Below are 18472 nucleotides of genomic sequence, written 5' to 3' on the forward strand. Positions count from 1 at the left end.
GGCGATGAGCACCGCACCGTCCGACGGGGGCGACGACGGCGGCGTGGAGGACGCGCTGCTGCGCCCCGTGCGTACCGGCAACGCCTTCGAGGACACCGTCTCGCGCCTCTTGCAGACCGTGCGCCTCGGCGTCGTCGCGCCTGGCGGCTCGCTGCCGCCGGAGCGTGAGCTGGCACTGCGCCTCGGCGTCAGCCGCGACACGGTGCGCGAGGCGATCCGGTCGCTGGCGGACGCGGGTTACCTGGTGTCCCGGCGCGGCCGGTACGGCGGCACGTTCGTGGTCGACAAGCTGCCGCCTGCCGCGCACCACGGGACGGACGGCGCGGAGGAGATCGACCTCGACGACGTGCTGCGCCTGCGCGAGATCCTCGAGGTCGGTGCCGTCCGCGCGGCGGCCGGCCGCACGCTCAGTGCCGCCGAGCGCGAGGGGGTGTGGTCACGGCTGCAGGACGTACGCGGCTCCTCGCCTGCGGACTACCGGCGGCTCGACTCGCGGCTGCACCTCACGCTCGCCGAGCTCGCGGGCTCGCCGTCGCTGCTGCCGCTGGTCGCCGATGCCCGGACCAAGGTCAACGTCTTCCTCGACCACATCCCGCTGCTCCCCCGCAACATCGCGCACTCCGACGAGCAGCACGAGACGATCGTGATCGCTGTCCTCACCGGCGACGCGGACCGTGCCGCCGCGGCGATGGAGGAGCATCTCGCGGGCTCCGCCGCGCTGCTGCGGGCGTTCTTGAGCTAGCGCGGCCGTACGCCGGAAGGGCTCGCGGCTGCGCCAAACGTCGGAGTACGGCCGAACGACGCGCGCCGTGCCGCACGCCGCAGCGTGATCAGCACCGCGGGGCCGAGGACGGCGATCGCGACCGCGTTGGTGATCGCGCGGCCGGTGTCCCACGAGCCGGTCGAGGTGAGCAGGGTGAACCAGAAGAACCGCTGCAGGTTCTCCGCGAGCGACGCGCCGGGCACGAACGCGAGGCCCTGCTCGCCGCTCGGGTCGACGCCGGCGAGGTACGGCCAGAAGGACAGGTTGAGCAGCGCGCCGTAGAAGTACGCCGCGAAGACTCCGTACGCGGTGAGCATCGCGATCTCCCAGCGACCGGTGACGTGCTTCGGGAGCAGTCCGGCCCCCATCCCGAGCCACGCCGCGCACATCATCTGGAACGGCAGCCACGGTCCGACGCCGGCGGTGAGCAGCGCCGAGGCGAACAGCGAGGTGCACCCGAGCAAGAAGCCGAATCCGGCGCCGAACACGCGTCCAGCGAGGATCAGCAGGAAAAAGACGAGGTCGAGCCCAGCCGTCCCGGCGCTCAGCGCCCGCATCCCGCACTGGATCGCGGACAGCACGCCGAGCATCGCGAGCGCCTTGGCGTCCATCCCGCCTTCGGACAGCTCGGCCGCGACGACGAGGAGGAGCAGCGGCAGGAGCAGCACGAAGTACATCGGCGCCTGGGCCTCCTGCTGGCCGCTCGACCCGGGCTCGAACAGCAGCGGCCAGGCGAACATCGCGAGCCCTGCGACCGTGGCGAGGACCAGCACGGCGGTGGATCGGGGGCGGAGCGCGATCGCGTTCACGGGCGCTCCCCGAGGGCCGTACGGACGTCGCGGACGGTCAGCCACGGCTCTCCGAGGACCTTCGTGACCTGCGGGGCGAACGCCGGCGAGGTCGCCAGGACCTCGCGGACGTCACCGGCCGCGATGACCTCACCGTCGGCCATCACGGCGGCGCGATCCGCGACGGCGGCGACGAACTCGACGTCGTGCGTCGCGACCAGGACGGCACCGCCGCCCGCCGCGAGGTCGCGCAGGATCGTCGCGAGGGCGTCCTTGGCCGCGTAGTCAAGACCGCGCGTCGGCTCGTCGAGCAGCATCACGCGTGGCGCCGCGGTGAGCTGGACGGCGAGGACGAGCGCGAGCTTCTGGCCCTCGGAGAGGTCGCGCGGGTTGGCCGCGGGGTCGATCGTGCCCGCGAGGCGGGTGAGGAGCGCGGTGCACGTGCCGTCGTCGGCACCCGCCTCGGCATCCGCCGCCGCGCACTCGGACGCCACCGACTCGAGGTAGAGAAGGTCACTCGCGGTCTGCGGGACCAGGCCGATCCGGCGCCGCGCCTGCGTACGGGACAGCCGGGCAGGATCCTTCCCCGCGACCTGGACGTCACCGCCGTGCCGCGATCCCGATCCCTGCAAGGCCCAGAGCAGCGTGGACTTGCCCGAGCCGTTGCGCCCCATCAGTGCCGTGACCGAACCCGCGGGAAGGTCGAGGTCCACCCCTCGTACGGCGAGCAGCGGCCCGTACCGCACCTCGACCCCGCGCGCCGTCAGCAGCGGCCCCGCCGGTCCCGTCCCCGTTGTGTGCACAGATCGGGGACGGAACGGGGGCGGGAGCTCGGCGAGCTCCTTGCGCAGGGTCTTGGAGGTGCGGCGGGCCTCTCGTACGGTCAGCGGGAGCGGGTCCCACCCGGCAAAGCGGCCGAGATCGACGATCGGCGGCGCGATCGGGCTCGTCGCCAGGATCGCCGCGGGCGCACCGGCGGTCACCGAGCCGTCGGTCCCCACGTACACGAGCACGTCCGCGAACGGCACCACCCGCTCGAGCCGGTGCTCGGCGAGCACGACGGTGGTCCCCAGGTCGTGCACGAGGCGCGCCAACGTCGCGAGGACGTCCTCCGCCGACGTCGGGTCGAGCGCGGACGTCGGCTCGTCGAGCACGAGCACGGGCGGGTGCATCGTGAGCACCGCGCCGATCGCGACCCGCTGCTGCTGGCCTCCCGACAGCGACCGAAGCGACCGCGCCCGCAGGTCGGCGATGCCGAGCAGGTCCAACGCCTCCTCGACGCGGCGCCGCATCGCCTGCGGGTCGACGCCGAGCTGCTCCATCCCGTACGCGAGCTCCTCCTCCACCGTGTCGGTGACGAATCCCGCGAGCGGGTCCTGCCCGACCCAGCCGACGGTCGCGGCGAGCTCGCGCGGCGGGTGGTCCTGTGTCCGCAGCCCGGCCACGGTCACGGTCCCGTCGAGATTGCCACCCGTGAAGTGCGGGACGAGTCCGTTGAGCAGCCCGAGCAGCGACGACTTGCCCGCACCCGTCGGCCCTGTGACGACGACGAGCTCGCCCTCGTCGACGAGCAGATCGACGTCGCGCAGCACCGGACGCGTCGCACCGTCGTACGTGACGGTGACGCTTTCGATCTCGATCACGCCGCCACCCCCTCGGCCGCACGGGCGGTGGAGGCGGTCCGCAGCGCGGCGTACGGGGACGTCGGCTCGGGCGTCAGCAGCGCCGGCAGCGCGGCGACGACGAGCCCCGCGAGGACGACCGGCGACAGCGTGTAGTCCACGAAGAAGGTCGCCGCGACGGCGACGCCGCACAGCGCGGTGAACCACTCCCAGCCACGCCACGGGTCGGGCCGATAGCGGGTGTGCCCTACCTTGCGCCCGGAGCGCCAGAACCCGATCCCGGCCACGGCGAAGCCGGCGACCAGCATCGGCGCCGCGAGGATCCGCGGGGCGGTGAGGTCGGCGGTCGCGTACGCACCGACGCAGACGCCGAGCAGTCCTCCGAGCAGCAGGACGCCGGTGAGCCTGCGCGTACGGGCGTCGGCGGTGCCCTTGCGTCCGTACCCGCGCGCGTCCATCGACGCCGCGAGCTGCATCGAGCGGTCGAGCGCGTCCTCCATCACCGGGATCACGATCGACCGCAGCGCCCGCATGTTGCGCGACGAGTCACCCCGCAACCGCCGGGCACGACGGACGCGTCCGACCGACTCGGCGAGCTGCGGGAACAGCGTCATCGCGACCACGACGGCGGCTCCGACCTCGTATAGCGCCGCCGGCAGCGACTTGAGCAGGCGGCGCGGGTTGGCCAGCGAGTTCGCGGCGCCGACGCAGATGATCAGCGCCGCGAGCTGGAGACCCGCCGCGAACGACCGCTGCAGCGACTCCGCCGTGACCGGACCAAGCAGCCGCACGCCGTCGGCCCACGACGGCAGCGGCACCTGGGGCAGATCGAGGATCACGGTCCCGGTGGATGCTCCGCCGAGGAGCACCCCGAACAGCACCCGGATCACGATGACCAGGGCACCGAGGCCCAGATAGAGCCGGAACGACATCGCCCACGGCGCGACCGGCCGACGCGCAAGGACCACCAGCGAGGCCACACCGATCACGAGCCCCAGGAGCAGCACGTCGTACGTGCGGGTGGCCGCGACCGCAAGCCCGAGCGCCCACACCCACCAGGCTCCGGGATGCAGGTCACGCCGGGTACGGCGCTCGGGCACGGCTCAGACGTCCTCGCCGCTGCGGCGTCGCACAAGAGTGACGGCGATCGCGACGGCGAGCAGGATGGCGACCGCGATCCCGATCCAGACGATCGAGGTGCCGTCGTTCTCGTCGTCGGCGTCCTCGTCGCTGGTGTCGGCGGCGGCGTCGGCCTTGTCCGAGGAGTCCGAGGCCGCCGCGGTCGGCGGGTTCGCCGGGTCGAAGTCGGGCATCGGTGTGGACTCAGCCGGCTGGTTGAGCTGGAAGCGCCATCCCTCGTACCCGCCGGGGACGGAGGCGTTGACGTCGGCGCCCTTCGCCGCGTACGCCCAGGTCCCGTCGGCGGGGGCGACATAGAAGGACCAGTACGCCCCGCCGGGCGGGAACTCCTGGCACTTCTCGGTGTAGCGGCGACCATCGAGGTCGAGCGCCTCGTCCTCCGCAGGCTGACCGTCGATGCGGCAGGCGCCCGTCATCCCGCTGCCGGTCACCGGGGTGACCTCGAAGCCCGCGGCCTCGAGCGCCTGCATGCCGGTCATGCCGGCGGAGTCTTCGGCGCACTTGACCTCGACGTCGCCGCCGAGATCGGTGAAGTCGACGACGACGGTGGTGCCCGACGCGTCGGTGCACACCCCGTCGGCGGCGTGGGCGGACTGGGTGGTCCCCAGGACGGGGAGGGCGGCCCCTACGAGAAGAGCGGCGGCAGCGGCGAGCGTGCGCATGCGAGCGGTTCCTTCCTGCTGCGACGGGCGGGGCCCGTTGTCCTCGGCAGCACACGGAGGTGGACTCCGGATCGCGGAGCGGATCGCGGAGCTGGCAGCAGGTGCTCCGGCTCGCCTCTTAGGGGAGGCCTACGGTTGCGGGTCAGCGCCGGACTTCGACCGGCTTTCCCTTTTGCCGCACTCAGCCTAACCGGTCAGCCGGGGAGGCGGTGCACCGTCCAGTCGTCGCCTTCACGCCTGGCCTCGCACCTCGTGCTCGGTCCGTCGTCGTCGCCAGCCCAGAACGTCAGGCGCTGCGGAACGAGGTGGAAGCAGAGCCATGTCGGCGGTGGCACGAGGACGGGATGGGCCTCGTCGAAGCGGCGCCACTCCTCCTGGCGTTCCTCGCGGGGCAGCCGGGCAAGGCGCGGATCGTTGAGCCACGCCAGCAGCTGGAGGTCACGCGGACATGCCTCGAACAGCCGCGCCGCCTCGTCGTCCGTCGCCCGCTCGGTCGCGCCGGCGACCACCAGCTGCCTCGCTTCCTCCGGCCACACGAGGACGCCGACGGCGTACGGGTAGGCCGTGAGCTGGGCGACCTTGCGGGCGCGGCTGTCGCTGTGGAACGAGATCCGCTCGCCGTTGCACCCGTTGACCATGACCGTACGGGCGTCGGGCGCGCCGTCGATCTCGCGCGTGGCGAGCGTCATCAGCGGTGGCTCCGCGCCCGGGACGGGACCGAGCCACGAGGCCAGCAGGTCGAGCGGATCGGGGAGGTCCTCCCCCGGCTCCGGGACGTGCCGATCACGCGCGCTCACGGGGCCGACACTAGCGGCCTCACCAGGGCTGACCCGGACGGCCGGTTGATGTCGCCGTGACTATCCCCCTCTCGGCGCGCTCTTACGCGTGCGAGAACCTCGTCTTCGTCCTCGTCGTGCCGGTGTCGATGGGGCTCCCCCGGCGCTAGTCGTCGTGCTCGGGCTCACGACGATCCTCGTGCTCACCCGGCGACGTCCGGCGTCGCTCGGCCGGCTCACACCGCTCCGCATCGCCATCGACGCAGGCCCGACACCAAGCGCCACTGGCCGCAGCAGCCTCCGTACCGGTAGAACTCGTCCATGACGCTCCCGCCTCGTACCGCCGCCACGCTCGTCGTCGCCGTCGGGGTCTGGGTCCTCGGCGACCTCGTCCGCGTGTGGGCGCCCTCGCTGATCACGATCTTCGGACAGGCCGCGTCGACGCCGCCCGAGCTGATGGGCGCGTACGCGCTCGGATGCGTCGCGGTCGGCGCGGTGGTCGCGCTTCTCGCGCGGCGCCACGCCACGGGCGTGGCCGCGGGCGCGCTGGCCGTCGCGCTCGTGTGCCGGACCGCCCTGCAGCTGACCGACGGCGGGCAGGCTCAGCTCGTCGCCGCCTCGCTCGGGATCGCCGCGGGCATCGCGTGGCTCTCGCTGGCGGCAACCTCGTACGGGGACGTGCTCGTCGTCGGCCTCGCGGCAGGCCTCTCGCTCGGGACGGTGACGCATGCGGCCCTCGGGACGTGGGGTGCGGTCTGGCGCGGTGACGCGTGGGGCTGGGTGCTGCTCGTCGTCCAGGTCGTGGGCGCCGCGGTGGCATGGCGGCTCGCGCGCGACCACCGGTCGAGGGCAGCGGCACGTCGTACGGCCTGGCTGGTGATGCCCGGCCTCCTCCTCGCCGGCATCGTCTTCGCGAACGCGGGCCGCGCGTCGGCGGTCGCGGGGACGGCCGGGCTGGTCGTCGTCGCGCTCGCATCGGTTGCCGCAGTAGCGACAGCGGCCGTGCGGCCGCGCCGCGCGACGGCGTGGGCGGCGGCGGTGATCCTCGTCGCGGCGAGCGCCGTGGCGCTGCTCGTGACCGCCGACGTCGACGGCATTCCGGCGGTGTCGCCGACGTGGACTCTGGCGGCGTACGCCGTCGGGCTTCCCGCGCTCACCCACCTGTGGGCCGCCTCCGACCACGGCCGACCGGCGCGTGCCGCGACCCTGGCGCTCGGCGGGCTCGTGTGGGTGGCGCTGCTGTTCGTCTACTACGCCGGGTACGACCTCGGCTACCGTGCGGACATCGTCGTCGTCCTCGCAGCGGCAGTGCTCGCCGTCGTCGCGGCGACCGGGGCCCCGCGCGCGGCCGGCACCGACCGTACGGGGGCGGCGCGCGTGTCGCCCGTCCTCCTGGGCGGCCTCGGCCTCCTCGCCGGCACCGTCGCGTGGCTCGGCCCCGGGCTCACTGTCCCGGCGCTCGACGACGTCGCGGGCCCCGACCTGCCCGCCTCGGGGAGCGTGCGCGTGACCGCGTACAACCTGCGCATGGGCTACGGCATGGACGGCACGTTCCGCCCCGACCTCGTCGCCGAGACCCTGCGGTCGAGCGAGGTCGCGCTGCTCAGCGAGGTCGACCGCGGGTGGTATCTCAACGGCGGCCAGGACGAGCTCGCGATCCTCGAGCGGATGCTCGACCGCGACGCCGTGTTCGCGCCCGCGGCCGACCCGGTGTGGGGCGACGCGGTGCTCACAGCGCTGCCGGTCGAGGAGTCGGTCGGGACCCCGCTGCCGTCGCACGGCGCGGTGACCGGAGCCCAGGCGTTGTCCGTACGGCTCGACCTCGCGGGGGCACCGACGTGGTTCGTGTCGACGCACCTGCAGCCGAACGACGGCGATGAAGGCGTCGGCCCGCAGACCGAGGATCTCGCCGCGATGCTCCGGACCCGGCTCGCCGACGGTCTCCCGCTCGTCCTCGGCGGTGACCTCAACACGCAGCCGGGCAGCACCTCGTACGCGCTGCTTGTGGGCCTCGGGCTCGTCGACGCCCTCGACGGCGCAGACCCGACCTCGCCGGCGGACCGGCCGACGGCACGCATCGACCACCTGCTCGTCAGCCCCGACCTCGCTCCGTCCGCGCCGCGCGTCGGCGGCTCGCAGGCCTCCGACCACCTACCCGCCTCGGTGACGCTCACGCCACGCGGCTGACCCGCGTACCGTGGCCGGATGAGCGCTCACCGGATGCTCCGCGGCGCGGCCGTCGGCGCCCTCGCGTCGCTGCCCGCGTCGTACGTCAAGGCCGTGACCGAGCCTGCGCTGCAGCGCGCCGCGGAGCAGGTGGTCCCGCCGCAGGTGTGGCAGAAGCGCCTCGTCGGGACTGACCCGAGCGGCCACCCGGAGAACATGCCGCCGGCCGTCGTCGCCGCGGAGGTCGCCGAGCTGCGCGACGGGACCGTGCTCGACACCGCCCAGAAGGTCCGTGCCAGCACGGCGATCCACTACGTGTTCGGTGCCGTGGCCGGCGCCGCGTACGGGGCGCTTGCCGCGCGCTTCCCCGGCGTGACGAGCGGGGGCGGCGCGCCTGCGGGGATCGCGCTCTATGCAGCCACCCACGGGACGGGGCTGCCGGCGGCGGGGATCCAGGAGCCACCGTGGACGCTCCCGGCGTCGGCCGTGCTGTGGGAGAGCGGCAGCCACGCCGTCTATGGGGTGACGCTGGAGGTGTCTCGCCGGCTGCTCGACCGGGTCCTGCCGTAAGTCAGCGCACCGCGCTCCACTGCATGACGGGCCGGGACGGCTTCCAGGCGATCGAGCCGCCGCCCGAGAAGACGGCGTCCACGGCGATCCGGACCAGCTCACCGCCGTGCTTGCGGAAGCGATCGATCAGCGCGGCCTCGTCGTCGAGCGTGACGGCGTGCACGACGAGACGTCCGCCCGGGCGCAGCACGCTCCAGGCGGCTTCGACGAGCGCGGTGTCGGAGCCACGGGCACCGAGAAAGACAGCATCGGGTGCCGCCAGGGCGTCGAGGGCCTCGGGCAGCGTTCCCTCGACGACGCGCAGCTCGGGAACGCCGAGGTCGGCCGCCGACTCCTTCGTGCGGACGAGGCCTGCGCGGTCGGGCTCGACGACGACGCCCGAGGCCAGCGGCTCGGCGCGCACCCACTCGATCGCGACCGAGGCGGCTCCCGGTCCGAGCCCCCAGAGCAGGTCGCCGGCGGCAGGAGCGAGGCGCGCCAGCGCGGCCGTACGGACGTCGCGCGGCACGACCGCGCCTCCCTCTCCAAAGGCGCTGTCCGGCAGACCCGGGACGCTCGACATCGCGGAACGGCGGGACGCGTCGGCGACGCAGTCGAGGCAGACCACGTTGAGCTCGGAGGCGACCCGGACGTTCCACGACGCCGCCGTCGCGTCGGCACGCGACTCGGTGAGCCCGCCGAGGTCTCCGAGCACGGTCATCCTCGTGTCCCCGTACCCCTGGGCGACCAGCAGCGCGGCCACCGACGAGGGCGTGCCGCCGTCGTTCGACAGCACCACCAGCCTGCGCCCGGGCGCGAGGTGCGGGACGAGCTGGCGGACGTCGCGGCCGACGAGCGAGACCAGCGAGGTCTCCTCGTACGACCAGTGCATGCGTGCGCGTGCGAGCGCCTCCGACGACACGGTCGGCACGATCTCGACATACTCGGCGCCGAGCATCCGGACGAGCGTCGTCCCGATCCCGGCGACGAGGGGGTCGCCGGACGAGAGGACGACGACGCGCTTGCCCTCGTGCTCGTCGAGCAGAGCCGGCAGCACCTCGTCGAGCGGGTGCGGCCACTCGACCCGGACCTGCCACCACGCCCACGGAACGGTCTCGAGGTGTCGCTTGCCGCCCATGACCACCTCGGCCTCACGGACGAGCCGGCGCGACTCCATGGCGAGACCCTCCCAGCCGTCCGCGCCCATGCCTACGACCGTGATCCGCTGCATGGGTGCAGACGCTATCCGTCCGAGCGGGCAGAGCCCAAGCCCGGGCGGAGTGTGATCGAGCAGATTGTCCGCGATGCGGCGGGTACGACCCGTGCGGGAATTCCGCGCCTACCATCGAGGACTCATCCGCGAACGAGAGGACGACCGCGCTGATGGCACGCGCCGAGGGGTTCCGAGCCACCCTTCCCGTCTCCGGCCGCCGCGTCCTGGTGGTCGGCGGCGACACCGAAGCGCTCACGCACGTCGCTGCCCTGCGCGACGGCGGCGCCCGCGTCACGGTCGTCGCGCCGCAAACCGTGCAGTCGATCAGCGACCTCGCGGACCGGGGCATCCTGACGTGGCACGCGCGGGCGTACGAGCCCTCCGACGTCACCGGTCACGACCTCGTCGTCCTCGCGACCGGCGATCCCCAGCTCGACGCCCGGGTCTCCTCCGACGCCTCCGAGACCGGCACCTGGTGCTCCGTCCCCGATTCGGGCAGTTCTCCACGTTCTGACGGGGGCGAAAGCGTGGAGAACCGCCCGAATCGCGGACGGGTCGTGCTCGTGGGCGGCGGGCCGGGCGACCCGGGGCTGATCACGGTGGCGGGTCTGGAGGCCGTACGCTCGGCCGACGTCGTCGTCACGGACCGGCTGGCGCCCCTCGGCGTCCTGCACGGCCTCGGCTGCGAGATCGTCGACGTCGGCAAGATCCCTCGCGGGCGCACCACCCCGCAGGAGGAGATCAACCGGATCCTCGTCGCGCACGCCGCGGCCGGCAAGCGTGTCGTACGGCTCAAGGGCGGCGACACCTTCGTCTTCGGGCGGGGCGGCGAGGAGCTCGAGGCGTGCGTGGCCGCCGGCATCCCCGTCGACGTCATCCCCGGCGTCACGTCCGCGATCGCCGGTCCGGCACTGGCCGGCATCCCGGTCACGCACCGCGGGCTGAGCCAGGGCTTCACCGTGGTCTCCGGACACGTGCCGCCGGGAGACCCGCGCTCGACCCTCGACTGGGCAGCGCTCGCCCGCTCCGGCACGGACCTGGTCCTGCTCATGGCCGTGGCGACGCTCCCGGCGATCACCGCGACACTGATCACCGAGGGCCTCGACGCCGCGACCCCCGCCGCGACGGTTGCCGACGCGACGCTGCCGACGCAGCGCGTGGTCCGCGCGGACCTGGCCACGATCGCCGAGCGCATCGCCGAGGCCTGCATCGCCTCTCCGGCGATCACGGTGATCGGCAAGGTCGCGGGCTTCGACCCCGGCTCCGAGACCACCGGCGTTTGATGCTTCCCTGCGCCGGGTACCCGTCCGGTGACGGAGGGAGCGGACGTGCGGATCGTCGTCACCGGAGCCAGCGGCAACGTCGGGAGTGCCGTGGTGCGCGAGCTCACCCGCAGGCGCCACGCCCTGACCGGGGTTGCCCGGCGCTCACCCGAGCGCTCCCGTGGCACGGCGCTGGACGGCGTCGACTGGCACGCCGCGGATGTCGCCCACGAGCCGCTCGACCCGGTCCTCGTCGACACGGACGCGCTCGTGCACCTGGCCTGGATGTTCCAGCCCACCCACGATCCCGACACCACGTGGCGAGCGAACGCGGTCGGCACGAGGAAGGTGCTCGAGGCCGCCTCACGGACCGGCATCGGTGTGGTCGTTTGCGCGTCCTCGGTCGCCGCGTACTCCCCCGCGCGCGGCGACGACCCGGTCGACGAGTCGTGGCCGACCGACGGCCCGTCTCCTGCCGCGTACTGCCGTGAGAAGGCCTACGTCGAGCGGGTGCTCGACGTATTCGAGGCCACCCACCCCGAGGTGCGCGTGGTACGCATACGCCCGGCCTTCGTCTTCCAGCGCTCGGCGGCCTCGGAGCAGCGGCGCATCTTCGGCGCTCCCGCGCTGCGTCCTTGGATGCTCGACCGCCGCCTGCTCCCTCTCCTCCCGATCCCGTCGGGACTGCGTCTGCAGACCGTCCACGCCGACGACCTCGCCCGGGTCTACGCCGAGGCCGTGGAGCGGCCGGTACGGGGAGCGTTCAACGTGGCCGCCGACGGTCTCCTACGACGCGAGGAGCTCGGCGAGGTCTTCGGCGCGCACACGTTCACCGCGCCCCGACGCATCGCGCGCGCCGCGTTGGAGGGAGCGTGGCGCGCGCGGCTCGCCGGCGCACCCGGCGACCTCTTCGACGCGCTCCTGCGAGTCCCCGTGCTGGGGACGGCGCGTGCCAAGACCGAGCTTGGGTGGCAGCCTCGCCACGACGCCGCCGAGGCCCTCGGTGAGATGCTCGCCGGCGCCCGGGAAGGCGCCGGCGGGCCTACACCGCCGCTTGACCCCGACTCATCGCGAGTCTGAGACGCCCTCCACCGACTCGTCGAGCCCCGGCAGCGTCTTCATGACCCTCGGGTCACCCGCGTCGGCGAAGTAGTCGCCCGCGATCGTCTCGTCGGTCCCGTTCGAGACCTTGCCGGCCCGCAGTGCGAGCGTGACGACCGCCGCCACCCCCACGTTGATGACGAACGCCGTCAGCGCGATGTATCCGAGGTGCCCGATGATCGGGATCGGGTCGAGCGACCCTCCGAAGTGCGCGCCCGTGACCGGGTTGACGACCTGGTACGCGCTGATCGTCCCGTACACCATCCCGACGGCCCAGCCGAGGAGCAGACCCCAGCGGTGGAACCACTTCGTGTAGAGGCTGAACACGATCGCCGGCAGCGTCTGCAGGATCCAGATGCCGCCCAGCAGCTGGAAGTTGATCGCGTTCTGCTTGTCGAGCGTCAGCACGAACGCCAGCGCGAACACCTTCACCACGAGCGAGGCGAGCTTGGAGACCTTCGCCTCTTGCTTCGGGGTGGCGTCCGGTCTGACGAACTCCTTGTAGACGTTGCGCGTGAACGTGTTCGCCGCCGCGATCGACATGATCGCCGCAGGCACCAGAGCTCCGATCGCGATCGCCGCCCAGGCCACGCCCGCGAACCACGACGGGAACATGTCCTCGAACAGCTGCGGGATCACCAGCTGCGCGTTCGGCTCACCGTCGAGCCCGACGGGTTGCGTCCCGGCCGCGATCGCGACCCAGCCGAGCAGCGCGAGCAGACCCAGGATGAACGAGTACGCCGGCAGGATCGACGCGTTGCGCCGGATCGTGTTGCGGCTCTGGCTGGACAGCGTCGCCGTGATCGAGTGCGGGTACATGAACAGCGCGAGCGCAGAGCCGAGCGCCAAGGTCGCGTACGCCCAGTGGGCGTCAATGCCGGTCGGGATGAACGAGCCGGTCGGTGCACCGGTCGCAGGGTTGGGTGTGGCCATCTTCTCCTCGGCCGCACCGAAGATCGCCTCCCAGCCGCCGACCTTCGAGGGGAGATAGATGATCGCGACGATGATGACCAGATAGATCAGCGCGTCCTTCACGAACGCGATGACCGCGGGCGCGCGCAGCCCCGACGAGTACGTGTAGGCGGCGAGCAGCGCGAACGCGATGAACAGCGGCGCGTCCTTGGCGACCCAGTTGGAGCCGCCGCCGAGACCCGCGACCTCGAGCACGGCCTGGATGCCGACGAGCTGGAGCGCGATGTACGGCATGGTCGCCAGGAATCCGGTGATCGCGATCGCGAGGGTCAGGCCGCGGCTGCTGTAGCGCCCGCGCACGAAGTCGGCGGGCGTCACGTACCCGTGCCGGTGGCTCACCGACCACAGCCGCGCCATGAACACGAAGATGATCGGATAGAGCACGATCGTGTACGGCACCGCGAAGAAGCCCGCGACGGCGCCGGTTGCGAACATCGCCGCGGGCACGGCGACGAACGTGTACGCCGTGTAGAGGTCGCCGCCGAGAAGGAACCACGTGACCCAGGTGCCGAACTTGCGACCCCCGAGCCCCCACTCGTCGAGCGACTCCATCGAGTGCGGGCGGCGCCAGCGCGCCGCGTAGAAGCCCATCACGGTGACGAGCGCGAAGAGCAGGATCAAGATCGTGAGGGCGACCCCGTTGATGTCGTTCATCGCTCGTCGCCCTCGTGCATCGGACGGTGCGGGCGGGCCACGAGGACGATCCGGTACGACGTGTACGTCAGCGCGGCGGTGATGAAGACCCAGAGGAACTGGTACCAGAAGAAGAACGGCCAGGGACCGAGCTTCGGGTCGACACGTGCGTACGAGTCGACCCACAGCAGGGCGATCACGGGGATGGCGAGCAGCACGGCTGCGAGGGTCAGCAGCGCACGATTCGCCGGTGGAGTGGTTTCGTGCAGGGTCGGGTCGTCGGCCCGGTCGTTTCCGGAGGTCATCACGTCTCGCTCTCTCGAGGCATTGCGGGGTCCCGGGGAGGACGTACCCGGTGTGACTGCGGTCACACAGGCTGGCACCGGCCCCGTGCGCCGTCCACGGCCCGCGCCGTCGACGTCGGTGAGCGGTCGGTACGAGGCGGCAGACGGTCGCGTGCGCCGGTCAGGCGGAGCCGGGCTTAGGCTGAAGGGCCCGTTCGCCCCACTCGGAGGACCACCCGATGACCCGTCCCGACGCCGCAGGCCGCGTCGCTCCCCCGTCCGACCGCGCCCGTACGCAGGCCGCCGAGCGGCTGGCCGGACTCGCGACGCCTGCCGGTGCGCTGGGCCGGCTCGGTGATGCCGCCGTCTGGTTGTCGGCCGTGCAGGACGCATGCCCGCCGCGCCCGCTCGACGACGTCCGCATCGTCGTCTTCGCCGGCGACCACGGGGTGACCTCGCACGGCGTCTCGGCGTACCCGAAGGAGATCACCGCGCTGATGGTGCGGCAGTTCCTGTCCGGCGGTGCCGGGGTCGCGGTGCTCGCCCGCCAGCACGGTGCGGCACTGCGTGTGCTCGACCTCGGCGTCGATGTCGAGCCGGGCGTCCTGCCGGCCGAGGTGAGCGTCCACAAGGTCCGACGCGGCTCGGGTGCCCTCCACCTTGAGGACGCGCTCACGCCTGGCGAGACCGACCAGGCGCTCGCCGTCGGCGCCACCGTCGCCGCGGAGGAGATCGCCGCGGGCGCCGACCTGCTGATCCCGGGCGACATGGGCATCGGCAACACCACGCCGTCCGCCGCCCTGATCGCCGCCACGCTCGGGCTCGACGCTCGTGACGTGACCGGCCGCGGGTCGGGCGTGGACGAGGCGACGCTCGCACACAAGGAGCAGGTCGTCGCGCGGGCCCTCGTACGCGCGGGCGAGCGCGTCGCCGATCCCGTCGACCGCCTCACCGCACTCGGATCGGCAGACCTGGCCGCACAGGTCGGGTTCCTCGCCGAGGCCGCCCGGCAGGGGGTGCCGGTGCTCCTCGACGGGGTCATCTCGGTCGCGTGCGCGCTCGTGGCGGAGGACTACGCGCCCGGCTCGTCGGCGTGGTTCGCGGCGGGCCACCGCTCCCCCGAGCCCGCGCAGGCGCTCGCGCTCAGCAAGCTCGGCCTCGACCCGCTCCTCGACCTCGACATGCGCCTCGGCGAGGGCAGCGGCGCGGTCGCCGCACTGCCGGTGCTGCGCTCGGCCGGGGCGCTGCTCGCCGAGATGTCGTTGCTCGCGGACGTCCTGGGGTCGTGACCGCAGGGGTGCGCCGCGGGGTGCTCCCCGACGGCGTCCTGCTCGCGGTCGGGACGTTCACGGTCTTCCCCGTGGCGCCGCCGTCGACGGTGGATCGGGCCCGTGCACGTGCGGCGATGCTGCTCGCGCCTCTCGCGGTGCTCCCGCTCGCGCTCGGCGTCGCGGCGGTCGTCGCGCTCGGCGACGCGCTGGCCTGGCCCGCCGTGCTGACCGGCGCGCTCGGTGTCGGCACGCTCGCCGTCGGGACGCGGGTGCTGCACCTGGACGGACTCGCGGACACCGTCGACGGGCTCAGCGCCCCGTACGACCGCGAACGCCGGCTCGCGATCATGAAGTCGGGTGACGTCGGGCCCGCCGGCGTCGTTGCGCTCGTCCTCGCGCTGCTCGTCCAGGCCGCAGTGCTCGGCGCCGTCGCCTCACGCCCGTACGGGTGGCTGCTCGCCGGTGTCCTCGTGTGCGTGTCGCGGGCCGTCGTCGTCGTCACGTGCGCGACCCCTGTCCCCGCCGCCACGCCTGGCGGACTGGGTGCGGCCGTCGCCGGCTCCGTCCCGGTTCTGGCCGCCGTCGGCGTCGGCCTCGTCGGCGCCGCTGTCCTCACGCTCGCACTCGCCGCGACCGGCGCACCGTGGTGGCAGGGGTTCGTCGCCGCGGCGGTGGCCGCGGCGGCCGTCGTGCTCCTCGTACGCCGGGCGGTCACGCTCCTCGGCGGGATCACGGGCGACGTGATCGGTGCCGCGGTCGAGCTGGCCCTGGTCGCGCTCTGCGTCGTCACCGCGGCACGATGAGGCCGCGCGACCTCAGAGGTAGAGCACGCGCCCCGCGACGACCAGCGCAACCTCGTCCGAGCACTCTGCGACCCGCTGGTTCACGAGCCCGAGGACGTCGCGGAACACCCGGCCCGAGCGGTGCTCCGGCACCACGCCGAAGCCGACCTCATTGGTGACCGCCACGCTCAGGTGACGACGCGCGCACCACGCCTCGACGAGGCTGTCGATCTGCTTGCCGACCTCCGGTCGCCACTGCGCGTCCGGGGCGTCCCAGGCGCCGAGCTCGTCGAGCATCGCCGTCACCCACGTGCCGAGGCAATCGACGATCACCGGGGTCGATGTGCCCTCGAGCGCGCTCGCGACGTCGGTGGTCTCCGTCGTCACCCACCCGTCCGGGCGGCGGCTCTGGTGGTCGGCGACCCGCGCCGACCACTCGGGATCGCTCCCGTCCGGCGCCGGGCCCGGCGCGATGTAGGTAACCACCGGCTCTTGCTGGAGGAGCGACTCCGCGTACCGGGACTTGCCCGACCGTACGCCTCCGGTCACCAGCACCCTGTGTCCCATGTCCGCCCCTCTCGCCCTGAAGGTCGTCCGTGCGTCACGCGCCGACGGCGCTCCTCCGCAGCCTTGCACGTCGGCCCGCGCGACGCGAGCCTGACCCCGCGACACGGACCGACCGGGCCGATACGGTGCGGAGATGAGCAGGAACCGTCGCGGAGTGATCATCGGCGCGCTGCTGGGCGCCGCGCTCCTCGCAGCAGTCGCGATCGCAGGGACGTGGTGGGTCATGGACGACGCCGATGCCGACGAGTTCTCCGGCGAGTGCGCCCGGATCACATACGACGGCCGTTCCTACTACTCGGTCGGTCGGCCGGTCTCCCGCGACGACCTGGTCACCCCAGACGACCCGCTGAACGCCGGCGAGGGGCCGCGCAGCTGCGATCCGGGCGCGATGGAGACGCTGGAGTTCCGGCCGGCGGGCGTCCGTCACATCCCGGGCGTTGATCCGACCGAGGCCGTCGTGGCCCGGTACGACCTGACCGACGGGCGCGAGGCGCTGTACGTCGCCGACCGCGACTACGCCCGTACGGGCGAGCTCCCCGACGACCTCGCCGAGGCGCTCGGCTCGTCATGACCGAGCCGGGCGGCTGGCGGCGACCGGCGGTCGTGATCGTCGGGCTGGGCGTCCTCCTCGGCTGCTCGTCGGCCGCCGACCTTGCGGGCGACCGCACCACCTCCCCCACCCCGACCACCCCGACCGCCACGCCGTCGACCGCCACGCCGCCGCCCCGTGCGCTGCCGGGCGGCTGGCAGGCCGAGGCCCTGCCCGGGCGGCTGCGACCCGTGGTCATCACCACCGACGGCAGCCGCCTCGTCGTCGGTGGAGGCGCGGGCATCGGCGACGACGCCGAGCCGCGCCTGCTCGTACGGGGCGGCGACGGGTGGGAGGACGTGCCGCTCACGCCGCGGACCGGGTACGGAGAGATCGCCTCCCTCGTCGAGCTCGCGGTCGCCCCGAGCGGCAGGGTCGTCGCGCTCGGCAACGCCACCGGAGGCGCCCATCTGATGCCGCGCTGGACCGCGTGGTCGGGCACGCTGGAAGCGGTGACGGAGACGCCGCAGGTGTTCGAGACGTTCGGCGGTCCGTCGGCGGGCGGACTCGCGGGCGTCGCCTCAGCCCCGGTCGCGACGGTGATCGGCAGCTGGGCGACCTCGTCCCAGCAGCTGTCGCCCGCGGTGTGGCACGAGGATGCCGGGCGATGGCTCCGCCGTACGGACGTCGACGCCTTCGCGGACCGGGGCGGAGTCCAGGCGCTCCCGACGGCGGTGGCCGCCACCCGCACTCAGGTCGTGGTCGTGGGCACCGAGACGATCACCACCGCCACGAGCACGCGACAGACCGCCGTGGCGTGGCGTACCCGCGACCTCCAGCGATGGGACCGGCTCGCGCTGGCCGCAGGCGCCCGCGTCTCCAGCGGGGCGACGGACCTCGCCTGCGGACCGGACGCCTGCGTCGTCGCCGGCTGGGTCGGCGACCGGCTGTCCGCGTGGCGGGTCGACGCGCAGGCCGTGCGGCGTCTCCGGCTGCCGCGTGTCGCGGTCGAGGCGTACGTGGCGCGGCCGCGCGCGGCGTACGACGGGACCTGCATCGCCGTGGCCGCAGGGCAGGAGTCGCGCGACCTCGTCTCGTCCGCCGACGGGGTGCGCTGGAGGTCGACGCCGGTCCCCCAGGCCAAGGTCACCGACCTCGCGGTCGTCAGTCGGCGGCTGTACGCGCTCGCACCCGCGGGCGCGACGCCGCTGGTCTCGCGGGACGACGCGTGCGCGAGGTGAGGTGACGACCTCTCAGGCCGGGATCCCCACGACCTCGCGCGAGCCCTCGACGTCGACGCGCGACCCGGTCGCGACCCGGGGTGACCCCACGATTTGACGGGTTCTCCACCGCATCGCGGGCAGAAAGGGTGGAAAAGGCGTCAAATCGCGG

Annotated in this window: 18 protein-coding genes and 1 riboswitch; of the genes, 9 read left to right on the forward strand and 9 right to left on the reverse strand. The window is 73.4% G+C overall.

The window, feature by feature from the left end:
* Nucleotides 1–4: 4 nt before the first annotated feature.
* Entirely contained in the window at nt 5–742 is a 738-nt protein-coding gene (locus H4N58_RS17880; RefSeq protein ID WP_167251398.1) for a FadR/GntR family transcriptional regulator, read from the forward strand.
* Here H4N58_RS17880 and H4N58_RS17885 read toward each other — a convergent pair.
* From H4N58_RS17885 to H4N58_RS17905, 5 genes are all read right to left on the reverse strand, one after another.
* Nucleotides 739–1572 carry an ECF transporter S component gene (locus H4N58_RS17885; protein WP_243845143.1) on the reverse strand — a complete coding sequence of 278 codons (834 nt, stop codon included), beginning with the start codon at nt 1570–1572 and terminating at the stop codon, nt 739–741. The two genes, H4N58_RS17880 and H4N58_RS17885, sit on opposite strands and share 4 nt — an antisense overlap.
* Nucleotides 1569–3194, reverse strand: a complete 1626-nt coding sequence (locus H4N58_RS17890; protein WP_167251396.1) for an ABC transporter ATP-binding protein — start codon at nt 3192–3194, stop codon at nt 1569–1571. The genes H4N58_RS17885 and H4N58_RS17890 overlap by 4 nt, the downstream gene beginning before the upstream one ends.
* Nucleotides 3191–4273 (reverse strand): energy-coupling factor transporter transmembrane component T, encoded by a 1083-nt coding sequence (locus H4N58_RS17895; RefSeq protein ID WP_167006331.1) that lies wholly within the window; start codon nt 4271–4273, stop codon nt 3191–3193. The genes H4N58_RS17890 and H4N58_RS17895 overlap by 4 nt, the downstream gene beginning before the upstream one ends.
* A 3-nt stretch (nt 4274–4276) precedes the next feature.
* Nucleotides 4277–4975, reverse strand: a complete 699-nt coding sequence (locus H4N58_RS17900) for a hypothetical protein (protein ID WP_167006334.1) — start codon at nt 4973–4975, stop codon at nt 4277–4279.
* A gap of 78 nt (nt 4976–5053) precedes the next feature.
* Nucleotides 5054–5190, reverse strand: a riboswitch (cobalamin riboswitch).
* A complete protein-coding gene (locus H4N58_RS17905; protein ID WP_243845142.1) occupies nt 5170–5772 on the reverse strand; it encodes a pyridoxamine 5'-phosphate oxidase family protein in 603 nt (200 codons plus the stop codon). Its footprint overlaps the riboswitch before it by 21 nt.
* A 300-nt stretch (nt 5773–6072) precedes the next feature.
* On the opposite strand from H4N58_RS17905, the gene H4N58_RS17910 reads away from it, so the two are divergent.
* Both H4N58_RS17910 and H4N58_RS17915 read left to right on the forward strand, forming a co-directional pair.
* Nucleotides 6073–7938 (forward strand): endonuclease/exonuclease/phosphatase family protein, encoded by a 1866-nt coding sequence (locus H4N58_RS17910; RefSeq protein ID WP_167251394.1) that lies wholly within the window; start codon nt 6073–6075, stop codon nt 7936–7938.
* Nucleotides 7939–7956: 18 nt separating this feature from the next.
* Nucleotides 7957–8487: a DUF1440 domain-containing protein gene (locus H4N58_RS17915; protein WP_167251392.1), complete on the forward strand. Its 531-nt coding sequence runs from the start codon at nt 7957–7959 to the stop codon at nt 8485–8487.
* 1 nt (nt 8488) lies between these two features.
* Here the strand turns inward: H4N58_RS17915 and cbiE are convergent, their stop codons facing one another.
* A complete protein-coding gene (gene cbiE, locus H4N58_RS17920) occupies nt 8489–9697 on the reverse strand; it encodes a precorrin-6y C5,15-methyltransferase (decarboxylating) subunit CbiE (RefSeq protein WP_167251390.1) in 1209 nt (402 codons plus the stop codon).
* A 152-nt stretch (nt 9698–9849) separates the two neighbouring features.
* Between cbiE and cobA the strand changes: the two genes are divergently transcribed.
* Nucleotides 9850–10962: a uroporphyrinogen-III C-methyltransferase gene (gene cobA / locus H4N58_RS17925; RefSeq protein WP_167006346.1), complete on the forward strand. Its 1113-nt coding sequence runs from the start codon at nt 9850–9852 to the stop codon at nt 10960–10962.
* Nucleotides 10963–11007: 45 nt separating this feature from the next.
* Nucleotides 11008–12021, forward strand: a complete 1014-nt coding sequence (locus H4N58_RS17930) for an NAD-dependent epimerase/dehydratase family protein (RefSeq protein WP_167006349.1) — start codon at nt 11008–11010, stop codon at nt 12019–12021.
* Here H4N58_RS17930 and mctP read toward each other — a convergent pair.
* On the reverse strand, nt 12007–13668 hold the full coding sequence (gene mctP, locus H4N58_RS17935) for a monocarboxylate uptake permease MctP (protein ID WP_167006352.1): 1662 nt from the start codon (nt 13666–13668) through the stop codon (nt 12007–12009). The two genes, H4N58_RS17930 and mctP, sit on opposite strands and share 15 nt — an antisense overlap.
* Complete coding sequence (locus tag H4N58_RS17940) at nt 13665–13952, reverse strand: DUF3311 domain-containing protein (RefSeq protein ID WP_167006355.1); 288 nt, start codon at nt 13950–13952, stop codon at nt 13665–13667. Before H4N58_RS17940 ends, mctP begins: the two co-directional genes overlap by 4 nt.
* Before the next feature lie 218 nt (nt 13953–14170).
* Between H4N58_RS17940 and cobT the strand changes: the two genes are divergently transcribed.
* A complete protein-coding gene (cobT, locus tag H4N58_RS17945; RefSeq protein ID WP_167251388.1) occupies nt 14171–15220 on the forward strand; it encodes a nicotinate-nucleotide--dimethylbenzimidazole phosphoribosyltransferase in 1050 nt (349 codons plus the stop codon).
* On the forward strand, nt 15217–16005 hold the full coding sequence (locus tag H4N58_RS17950) for an adenosylcobinamide-GDP ribazoletransferase (protein ID WP_243843050.1): 789 nt from the start codon (nt 15217–15219) through the stop codon (nt 16003–16005). Before cobT ends, H4N58_RS17950 begins: the two co-directional genes overlap by 4 nt.
* 12 nt (nt 16006–16017) lie before the next feature.
* On the opposite strand, the gene H4N58_RS17955 is transcribed toward H4N58_RS17950, so the two are convergent.
* On the reverse strand, nt 16018–16551 hold the full coding sequence (locus tag H4N58_RS17955; RefSeq protein ID WP_167006361.1) for a bifunctional adenosylcobinamide kinase/adenosylcobinamide-phosphate guanylyltransferase: 534 nt from the start codon (nt 16549–16551) through the stop codon (nt 16018–16020).
* Nucleotides 16552–16684: 133 nt separating this feature from the next.
* Here H4N58_RS17955 and H4N58_RS17960 point away from each other — a divergent pair, with 133 nt between their 5' ends.
* Complete coding sequence (locus H4N58_RS17960) at nt 16685–17122, forward strand: hypothetical protein (protein ID WP_167251386.1); 438 nt, start codon at nt 16685–16687, stop codon at nt 17120–17122.
* On the forward strand, nt 17119–18321 hold the full coding sequence (locus tag H4N58_RS17965) for a hypothetical protein (RefSeq protein ID WP_167251384.1): 1203 nt from the start codon (nt 17119–17121) through the stop codon (nt 18319–18321). The genes H4N58_RS17960 and H4N58_RS17965 overlap by 4 nt, the downstream gene beginning before the upstream one ends.
* Nucleotides 18322–18472: the final 151 nt, after the last annotated feature.

The organism is Mumia sp. ZJ1417, from assembly GCF_014127285.1.
Lineage (GTDB): Bacteria > Actinomycetota > Actinomycetes > Propionibacteriales > Nocardioidaceae > Mumia.